Annotated in this window: 6 protein-coding genes and 1 pseudogene; 3 read left to right on the forward strand and 4 right to left on the reverse strand. The window is 71.2% G+C overall.

Features of this window, described 5'->3' with window-relative positions; genetic code table 11:
* Positions 1-7 precede the first annotated feature (7 nt).
* The 4 genes from RF644_RS17545 to RF644_RS17560 all read right to left on the reverse strand — a co-directional run bounded on the left by RF644_RS17545 (position 8) and on the right by RF644_RS17560 (position 4,912).
* Complete coding sequence (locus tag RF644_RS17545) at positions 8-838, reverse strand: IclR family transcriptional regulator (RefSeq protein ID WP_368797465.1); 831 nt, start codon at positions 836-838, stop codon at positions 8-10.
* 168 nt (positions 839-1,006) lie between these two features.
* Entirely contained in the window at positions 1,007-2,752 is a 1,746-nt protein-coding gene (locus RF644_RS17550) for a BCCT family transporter (RefSeq protein ID WP_368797466.1), read from the reverse strand.
* A gap of 7 nt (positions 2,753-2,759) precedes the next feature.
* The gene (locus tag RF644_RS17555) at positions 2,760-3,536 is read right to left on the reverse strand and encodes a creatininase (protein WP_368797467.1); all 777 of its coding nucleotides are present in this window, start codon (positions 3,534-3,536) and stop codon (positions 2,760-2,762) included.
* A 116-nt stretch (positions 3,537-3,652) separates the two neighbouring features.
* On the reverse strand, positions 3,653-4,912 hold the full coding sequence (locus RF644_RS17560; protein ID WP_368797468.1) for a M24 family metallopeptidase: 1,260 nt from the start codon (positions 4,910-4,912) through the stop codon (positions 3,653-3,655).
* Between the two features lie 707 nt (positions 4,913-5,619).
* Between RF644_RS17560 and ppsA the strand changes: the two genes are divergently transcribed.
* The 3 genes and pseudogenes from ppsA to RF644_RS17575 all read left to right on the forward strand — a co-directional run.
* A complete protein-coding gene (gene ppsA, locus RF644_RS17565; RefSeq protein WP_368797469.1) occupies positions 5,620-8,019 on the forward strand; it encodes a phosphoenolpyruvate synthase in 2,400 nt (799 codons plus the stop codon).
* A gap of 72 nt (positions 8,020-8,091) precedes the next feature.
* On the forward strand, positions 8,092-8,937 hold the full coding sequence (locus tag RF644_RS17570) for a pyruvate, water dikinase regulatory protein (RefSeq protein ID WP_368797470.1): 846 nt from the start codon (positions 8,092-8,094) through the stop codon (positions 8,935-8,937).
* Between the two features lie 438 nt (positions 8,938-9,375).
* Positions 9,376-9,552: pseudogene (locus RF644_RS17575) on the forward strand (MBL fold metallo-hydrolase); the annotation flags it as partial.
* Between the last annotated feature and the right edge of the window lie 202 nt (positions 9,553-9,754).

Genomic DNA, 9,754 nt, shown 5'->3' on the forward strand with positions numbered 1-9,754 from the left:
GCCCCGGTCAGCGCACCTCCAGGGACGCCCGCCCGGTCCGGCGGGCCGCCGGTGCCGCGCCGAGCCGCTGGGACACCTCCCGGGCCGCCGCCACGGCGGCGGCCGCGAGCAGCTCGGCCTGTTCCGGCGTGACCCGGTAGCGGGGCGCGGCGACCATGACGGCCGCCACCAGCTGGTCCCGGTGGTCACGGACGGCGGCGGCGACCCCGACCTCCTCCACGGAGGTCTTGCCGTAGTTGAGGGCCACCCCGTCCTCGGCGACCTGCCGCAGGGACTCCAGGTAGAGCTCGATGCCCGCCTCGGTGGGATCGGGCAGCTCGACGATCCCGGACAGCAGCAGCGCCCGGACCCGCTCCGGCGGCTGCTCGGCGAGGAAGATCTGCACCGAGGCGCTCAGGGCCGTGTCGTACCGGGTGCCCAGCGGGGTGGTGTGCTTGATCTGCCGCGGGCTGGGGATCTGCTCCACGCACACGGCCTGGTCGCCGTTCCAGACCAGCAGCGCGCTGGTCTCCTGGGTCTGCTCGGTCAGCTCGAGCAGCACGGGGTACGCCACCCGCCGCTCGTCCAGTTCCGCAAGCAGCGGGCCGGCCACGGAGATCAGGCCGAGCCCCAGGCGGTAGCGCCGCGTCTGCGGGTCCCGCTCCACCACGTCCTCCCGCTCCAGGGTGGTCAGGAGCCGGGAGACGGTGCTCTTGTGCAGGCCCACGCGCGCCGCGATCTCGGTCACCCCGAGCGTGGGCTCGGCCGCGGAGAAGCACCGCAGCACCCGCAGGGCGTGGGAGACGACGGACGCCGCGCGGGCTTCGCTCGAGGAGGCGCTGGCCGGTGATTCAGTCATAGGACTCTCCATTCTCCTGCACGGGAGCGGGTCCGCCGTGCACGGCCGTCCCGGCGGCGGGGCCGTGTGTCGCGGCCCCGCCGCCCGGAGGCCGTGCGCCGGCGCTCGCACCGCGGGACGGTGGGCACGCCGCGGCCGCGGTCAGGGCCACCGTCCCGTGGGCGGGGATCACGGCCGCGCGAGCGCGTCCGGGACCGGCTCCCGTCCGGCGGGCACCGCGGCCGGCCGGGCCGGGGGCTGCGGGACCGCCCGCTCCACCACCGTGGCGTCCCCGCCGCCGGGCGCGTCCGGCGAGGGGTCGTTGACCTCGCGCTCCAGGCGCTCGGTCTCCGGGGTGCGGGTGAGCAGCCGCCGGACCAGGTTCGCGATCATCAACAGGATGACGAAGGAGAACGGGAAGGCCCCGATGATGGTGCCGGTCTGCACCGTGTCCACCACCGCGGTGCCGCCGAGCGTGAGCAGCGTGACCGCCACGGCGGCGATGCTGGCCACGAGCACCACGCGGAAGAAGGGCCCGGCCCTCCGCGGCGCGGAGACGAACTCGGCCAGGGCGTGGGCGCCGGAGTCCAGGGAGGTGACGTAGTAGGTGGCGACGAGCACGGTGGCGACCACGAGCAGCAGCGAGCCGACGACGGGCACGGACTCCAGCATGACGAACAGCCCGCTGGACGTGTCCGCCGCGACCGCCGCGGAGATGCCGCGGTCGCTGCGGTCGTCGTAGTGCAGCGCCGCCGAGCCGATCACGCCGATCCACGCCATCACGATCAGGGAGGGGACCACCGTGACACCGATGACGAACTCACGGATGGTGCGCCCCCGGGAGATGCGGGCGATGAAGCCGGCGACGAACGGGCTGAAGGCGATGACCCAGCACCAGATGAACACGGTCCACCAGCCGTTCCAGCTGTCCTGCCAGCTGGCGATGTCCTGGCCCGCGGTCCCCGCGTCGGTCCAGAAGCTCATCGGCAGGAAGTTGGAGAAGAAGGAGCCGAAGGTCTGCGTGATGTTGGAGATGAGGAAGATCGTGGGGCCGAAGACGAATACGGCCACGAGCAGCACGATGCTCAGCACCGAGTTGAGCTCGCTGATCCGCTTCATGCCCTTGTTGATGCCGAAGAACGCGGAGACGGCGGTGAGCCCGCCCAGGCCCAGGATCACCAGCAGCCAGACGCCCGAGCTCGGCGAGAGCCCCGTGAAGGACGCGAGCCCCGAGCTGAACTGCATGGCGGCGAAGCCGAAGGACGTGGCCAGGCCCAGGACGGTGGCGATGATGGCCAGCAGCTCCACGACCACGCCGGCCCCGCGCTGCGACCACTTCGGCAGGATGTCGACCGTGGCCTCGCGGAAGGTGAGGGTCTTGCCGAGGTTGTGGTGGGAGTAGGCGAGGCAGACGGCCACCACGCAGTACATGGCCCAGGCCGTCAGGCCCCAGTGGAAGTAGGACCACACCATGGCGCCCTCGGCCGCGCCGTCCTGCCCCGCGGGCACGACGGGGTTCTCGTCCCGGAGCAGGATGGGCTCGGCGACCGACCAGAAGATGAGGCCGATGCCCTGTCCGCAGGCGAAGAGCATCGAGTACCAGGCGAACTTGCCGTGCTCCGGGCGGGCGTCCGGGCCGCCGAGGCGGATCGAGCCGACGCGGCTGACGACCAGCCACACGCAGACGGCGACCGCCACGAGCGAGTACAGGATGAACAGCCACGTGAAGTTCCCGGTCACGAAGGTGCGCGCCGTGGAGATGGCCTCGGCGGCGCCGCCCGGGTCCATCGTCACCACCACCAGCACGGCGATGATGAGCAGGGGCGGGAGGACCGTGATGACGAGCCGGTCCAGGGCCGGCAGGTGCCGCCCCCGGAACCGCGGCACGGTCACGGCCTCGGTGGCGGCCGCCGCGGAGGCGTGTGACTTCTTCATGTGTTTCTCACTTCCCGAACTCGCTGGTGACCGCCCGGACGATGCCGGTGCGGACGGTGGAGAGCAGCAGCTCGCCGCGCTGGGCGGTCGCGCCTGCTGGAGAGGAGAGGCATCCGGAGCTCGGGGTGCGAGCGGGGTCCTCGGGGAAAACGTCGTAGGGGGCCAGGTCAGCGGGGGGATGGTCGGGGGCCCGGGACATGTCGACCTTCCCGGGGTGCAGGTGGAGCATCAGCGAGGTCTCGAGGACGCCTCCGTGCTCGATGTCCCAGCCGAGGAAGCCGTCGGGGAAGACGGCCGCCAGGGTCTGCTCGTCGACGAAGTCCCAGTACGAGAGCAGCAGGGCCCGGCTCTCGTCGAGGCCGCCGGCCCGGGCCTCGCGCACCGCGAGGTCGAGTCCTTCGTAGAGGAACTGGTAGTTCTCGAAGTGGCCGTTGACCACCGCGATCCGGCGGACGCCGTGGCGGAAGAACTCCAGCACCACGTCCTTCGTCTGTGCGATGAGGGCCTGGGCCGAGAGACTGGTGGTGCCGGCGCGGTGGTTGCCGCCCCCGGAGCGGGGCTGGGACTTGTAGCCGTAGCTGAAGGCCGGCGCCACCAGGGCGTCGAGGTCCTCCGCCGCGGCGGCGCAGATGGCGCGGGAGAGCATGGCGTCCACGCCCAGCGGCATGTGCGGACCGTGCTGCTCCGTGGCCCCGGTGGGGATGAGCACCAGCCCCTGACCGGTGGCCACGTACTCCTGGTAGCTGTGGGCGTCGAGGTCTTCGAGCGAACGGGTGGTGACCACCGTGGTCCTTCCGTGCAGTGGATGTGGCGGTGCCGCGGGGTGCGGCTGCGGCAGAGGAGCTGCCGGGGAGGACGGCGGCGGCGCACCGGGGCGCCGCCGCCGTCGTCGTTCCGCGCCTAGGCGGACACGATGTTGTGCTCGGGGCCGTACGGGAACTTGGTGATGTTCTCGGCCCCGTCCTCGCCGACGACGAGGATGTCGTGCTCGCGGTAGCCCCCGGCGCCCGGCTCGCCCTCCGGGACCGTGATCATCGGCTCCATGGACACGACCATGCCCGGCTCCAGCACGGTGTCGATGTCCTCGCGCAGCTCCAGGCCGGCCTCGCGGCCGTAGTAGTGGCTGAGCACGCCGAAGGAGTGGCCGTAGCCGAAGGTGCGGTTGGCGAGCAGGCCGTGGGAGATGAAGATCTCGTTGAGCTCCGCGGCGATGTCCTTGCACACCGCACCCGGCTTGATCAGCTCGAGGCCGCGCTCGTGGACCTGGACGTTGATCTCCCACAGCTCGCGCGAGCGCGCGTCCGGCTCACCGAGGAACAGGGTGCGCTCCAGGGCGGTGTAGTAGCCCGACGTCATCGGGAAGCAGTTCAGGGACAGGATGTCCCCGCGCCGGAGCTTGCGGGTGGTGGCCCAGTTGTGGGCGCCGTCGGTGTTGATCCCGGACTGGAACCACACCCACGTGTCGCGGACCTCGCGGTGCGGGAACGTGCGGGCGATCTCGTGGACCATCGCCTCGGTGCCGGCCAGCGCGACCTCGTACTCGGTGATGCCCTCGCGGATCGCGGCACGGATGGCCTCGCCGCCGAGGTCGCCGATGCGGGCGCCGTGCTTGATGACCTCGATCTCCTCGGGCGACTTGAGCATGCGCTGACGCATGGCGTCCTGGGAGACGTCGGTGAGCTCCGCGCCCTCGAACGCCGCCTGGATGCGCCGGCGGGTCAGCAGCGGCAGGGCGTCGTCCTCGACGCCGATCCGCCGGGCGGCCACACCGCGCCGGCGCAGGGCCTCCTGGAGGCCGTAGTAGAAGTTGTCGCGCCGCCAGTCGGTGTAGACGATGTTGTCGCCGTAGCTGGTGCGCCACGGCATGCCGGCGTCGATGTTGGCGGTGACCGTGACGGAGTCGTCGGCGGTGACGACGAGGGCGTAGTTGCGCCCGAACGTGGTGTAGAGGAAGTCCGAGTAGTACTTGATGCCGTGGTAGCTGGTGAGGATGACGGCGTCGAGCTGCTGCTCCGCCATGATCCGCCGCAGGCCGACCAGCCGGCGCTCGAACTCGGCGTCGGAGAAGGTCAGCTGCTCCTTCTGCCCGTTGTGCAGGGTCTTCAGGCGCTCGAGCTCGGCGACGGAGGCGGCGGGGGCGGTGATGGGCGAGGTGGTCATGGTCGTCCTTTCGTGGAGCGGCTCCCGGTCAGACAGTCCGGGTGGGTCAGGGGAGGCGCTGCACCGCGGGCTCGGCGTCGCCGGCCTCGGCAGTGGAAGCGGAAGGTGCTGCTGCGCCTGACAGTGGTTGGGTCGTGGTGTTCTCGATCGCCATTTGTTGCATTTATCACAACCGAGTTGCTTCACTGTAGGAAGTGACCTGCGCCACGGTCAAGGCCCTTCGCGTAACTTTCCGAGCGGGGCCGGATTCGGACTCGCAGGCGCCTGGACTGGAACGCATACCCGTTGCAATGAATGCAACGAACTGCCTTCCACTCCTCCACGCCCGAAACGGTGGCCCGGGCAGCCACTCCCGAGACGTGCCGTCACATCCTTCCGCAGCGTGTATATGAGTGATATATCTATTGGCGACAGAGATGTGGGCTGCATCACGAGCCGGACGGAAGAACCGTGTGCGGCACGCGGCATGCGGTGCCCCGTTCGGCCGCGGCGGCCGCGGTGCGTTCGGGCCGTCCGGGCGGGCATCGACGCCGTCGTGGACTCCGTCCGCATCGACGTGCCGACTGCGCCGGCGGGCACGCCGGTCCGCACCGGCACGGCCGGACCGGGCGGGGTCCCCGACGTGCGACCCGCCCAGGATCCGGCACGGCCTTCCCCGACGACATGACCGACGCTCGCTCGAACGCACCCCTAGGAGCACGATTCTGATGACCCATGTTCTTCCGTTCACCGAGATCGACCTGTCCGACCTGGAGGAGGTGGGGGGCAAGAACGCCTCCCTGGGGGAGCTGATCCGCAACCTGGGTGCGGCCGGTGTCAGGGTGCCGGGCGGTTTCGCCACGACCGCGACCGCCTTCCGGGAGTTCTTGCGGGTCGGCGGGCTGGATGCGCAGATCGAGGAAGCCCTGGAGGGCCTCGACACCGCTGACGTGGGTGCCCTGGCGTCCGCGGGCGCCCGGATCCGTTCCCTGATCCGGCAGACGCCGTTGCCGGCGGCGCTGGAGGCCGCGATCCGGGAGGCGTACGAGGAGCTGGCCGGGGCCCAGCCGGAGGGTGTGGAGGTGTCCTGGGCGGTGCGCTCGAGCGCGACCGCGGAGGACCTGCCGGACGCCTCCTTCGCCGGGCAGCAGGAGACGTTCCTCAACGTGCGAGGGGTGGAGAACGTGCTGGCCGCGGTCAAGGACGTCTTCGCCTCCCTGTACAACGACCGGGCGATCGCCTACCGGGTCCACCACGGCTTCACCCACGCCGAGGTGGCGCTCTCGGCGGGGGTGCAGAAGATGGTGCGCTCGGACGTGGGGGCCTCGGGGGTGATGTTCACCATGGACACCGAGTCCGGGTTCACCGACGCGGTGTTCATCACCTCCTCCTACGGACTGGGGGAGGCCGTGGTGCAGGGGGCGGTGAACCCGGACGAGTTCTACGTCTACAAGCCGGCCCTGGCCGCGGACCGGCCGGCGGTGCTCAAGCGCGGGCTCGGGGAGAAGGCCCTGCAGATGACCTACACGCAGTCCCAGGAGCTCGGGGAGACCGTGGCCTTCGTTCCGGTCCCGGCGGAGCTGCGCGCCCGGTTCAGCCTCACCGATGCCGAGGTCGAGCAGCTCGCCCGGTACGCGGTGGCGATCGAGGACCACTACGGCCGGCCCATGGACATCGAGTGGGGCAGGGACGGGACCGACGGACAGCTCTACATCCTGCAGGCCCGCCCCGAGACGGTCGTCTCCCGCCGGGCGGCCGGCGGCATCACGCGCTACCGGCTCCACGAGGACGGGAAGGTCCTGGCCGAGGGCCGGGCCATCGGCCAGCGCATCGGCGCCGGGCAGGTGCGGGTGCTGTCCTCGATCGGGCAGATGGCCTCCTTCCAGGCCGGCGACGTCCTGGTGGCGTCGATGACCGATCCGGACTGGGAGCCGATCATGAAGAAGGCCGCCGCGATCGTCACCGACCGCGGCGGGCGCACCTGCCACGCGGCCATCATCGCCCGCGAGCTGGGCATCCCGGCGGTCGTCGGCGCCGGCAACGCCACCGAGGTCCTGGCCGAGGGCACTCCGGTGACGGTCTCCTGCGCCGAGGGCGAGGCAGGCCTGGTCTACGAAGGCCTGCTGGACTACACCGTGGAGGAGACGGCCCTGGGATCCATGCCGGAAGCACCGCTGAAGGTGATGCTGAACGTGGGCACCCCGGAGCAGGCGTTCAGCTTCGCCCAGCTGCCCCACCACGGCGTGGGGCTGGCCCGGCTGGAGTTCATCATCAACCGCCAGATCGGCATCCACCCCCTGGCCCTGCTCGAGCTGGAGAACGGTTCCCCGGAGCTGCCCGCCGAGGTCGCCGGGCAGATCCGGGAGCGGATCGCCGCTTACGACGGGCCGCGTGACTACTACGTCAAGCGCCTGGCCGAGGGCATCGCCACGATCGCCGCCGCCTTCGCCCCCGAACCGGTGATCATCCGGCTCTCGGACTTCAAGTCCAACGAGTACGCCAACCTGCTCGGCGGCCCCCAGTTCGAGCCGGCCGAGGAGAACCCCATGATCGGGTTCCGCGGCGCCTCCCGGTACCTGTCCCCGGCCTTCCGGGCGGCCTTCGAGCTGGAGTGTGCGGCGGTGCGGCACGCACGCACCACCATGGGATTGACCAACATCAAGCTCATGGTCCCGTTCGTGCGCACCCTCACCGAGGCCCAGGGCGTCGTCGAGCTGCTGGCCGCCAACGGTCTGGCCCGCGGGGAGAACGGCCTGCAGATCGTGATGATGTGCGAGCTGCCCGCCAACGCACTGCTGGCCGAGGAGTTCCTGGACCACTTCGACGGGTTCTCCATCGGCTCCAACGACCTCACCCAGCTCACCCTGGGCCTGGACCGGGACTCGGCGCTGGTCGCCTCCTCCTTCGACGAGCGCAACCCGGCCGTGAAGAAGCTGCTCGCCATGGCGATCTCCGCCTGCCGGGCCCGGGGGAAGTACGTGGGGATCTGCGGCCAGGGTCCCAGCGACCACCCCGACCTCGCCCAGTGGCTGCTGGAACAGGGCATCGACTCCGTCTCCCTGAACCCGGACGCCGTGGTGGACACCTGGCTGTCCCTGGCCCGCACCCCGGCCCGGCCCACCGCGTGAGCGGTGCCCGTACCGGCGCCGGACGCGCGGGCACGGGCACCGCGGGCACCGAGAAGAGAGGCACCTGCACCAGTGACCGACACCTGCCCGGTGGCGTTCTTCCTGTCGGACGGCACGGGGATCACCGCCGAGACGCTGGGCACCACCTTGATCACCCAGTTCCCCGACCAGCACTTCGAACGCCACACCGTGCCGTTCATCGTCACCGTGGAGCGGGCACGGCAGGTGGCGGCCCGGATCGACGCCGTGGCCGCCACCGGACGGATGCCGGTCGTGTTCTCCACCGTCGTCGACCCGGACATCCGCGGCATCCTCGCCGACAGCCAGGGCTTCTTCGTGGACCTCTTCGGCACCCACCTCCCCCAGCTCGAGACCGCGCTGCACGCCACGGCGAACCTGCAGCCCGGGCGGGCCCACGGCCTCGGGGACGCCATCCGCTACCAGACCCGGATGGCGGCGGTCGAGTACGCCATGGAGCACGACGACGGGCAGTCCGTCCGGGCGCTGGAGCGGGCCGACCTGATCCTCATCGCCCCGTCACGCTGCGGCAAGACCCCCACCACCATGTACCTGGCCCTGCAGCACGGCATCCGCGTCGCCAACTTCCCGCTGGTGGACGAGGACTTCGAGCGGCGGGCCCTGCCGACCCCCGTGACACCCCACCTCGGGAAGTGCTTCGGACTCACCTCGCAACCCCTCAGGCTCAGCCAGGTCCGTCAGGAGCGGCGGCCGTCGACCGTCTACTCCTCTCTCGCCCAGTGCTCCTGGGAACTGCGCAACGCCGAGGAGATGTACGCGCTGAACGGCATCCCCCACGTCAACTCCGCCTCCATGTCCGTCGAGGAGATCTCGGCCACGATCCTCGAACGCATGGAGCTCGAGGAGACCGGCCACGAACCGGCCGGCGGTCACCGGTGACGGTGGACCATGGGCACCCGCCGAGGAGAGGCCCCTGCCGGGAACGGGCGCGCTCCCGTCCCCCGCACCTTCCGCCGCGCCCTTGACAGGGAAGATGATCCCCCGGAGACTTTCCCCACACCAGGCGTTGCGCATCGCGATACCTGTTGCACCAAATGAGAAACGCCTGCATGCAGTGGCGGGCGGGGCCCGGGCCCGGCGGTCGTCCACCGGCCACCCGGGACGGCGGGCCGCCCGACACGGAGAGGAAGACCCGATGCACCGAGTCCACCGTGCGCCGTCCGGGAACGGGATCCGGGCCTGGCGCACCGGCACGACGCCCTCACCTCCCTCCGGACTCCGGGAGGCGTCGCGATGAGCGAGGGCTGCGTCTCCGGGCAGACGCCGGTGCCGGGCGGAGGACACCCCGCGCCCGCATGGCCCCACAGCGCATCGAGCGGCGGACCCGGCGCCACCGGACGGTCCTGGTCGGACTTCGGCAGCATCATCGAGTCCATCCGCACCCGGCTGCTGACCCTGCCGGAGAGCACGGAGGTGCTTACGGGGCACGGGGAGTCCACCCCGATCGGCGCCGAGACCCCCCGCCTGCCGGAGTGGATCGCCCGCGGTCACTGACAGGCCGCGGCCGGCCCGGTCCGGCTCCCCGCCCGGTCCGCACACCATCACACCCCCGTCCCCCAACCCCAGGAGGCACGCCGCCCCGGCACACGGCCGGTCGCGGTCGGCCGCCAGACGAAGGAGTCCCGTGTCCCACCATCCCATTCGCGTGGCCGTCGCCGGTGTCGGCAACTGCGCCTCCTCGCTGATCCAGGGCGTG

The organism is Kocuria sp. CPCC 205258 (assembly GCF_040981005.1).
Classification (GTDB): Bacteria; Actinomycetota; Actinomycetes; order Actinomycetales; family Micrococcaceae; genus Kocuria; species Kocuria rosea.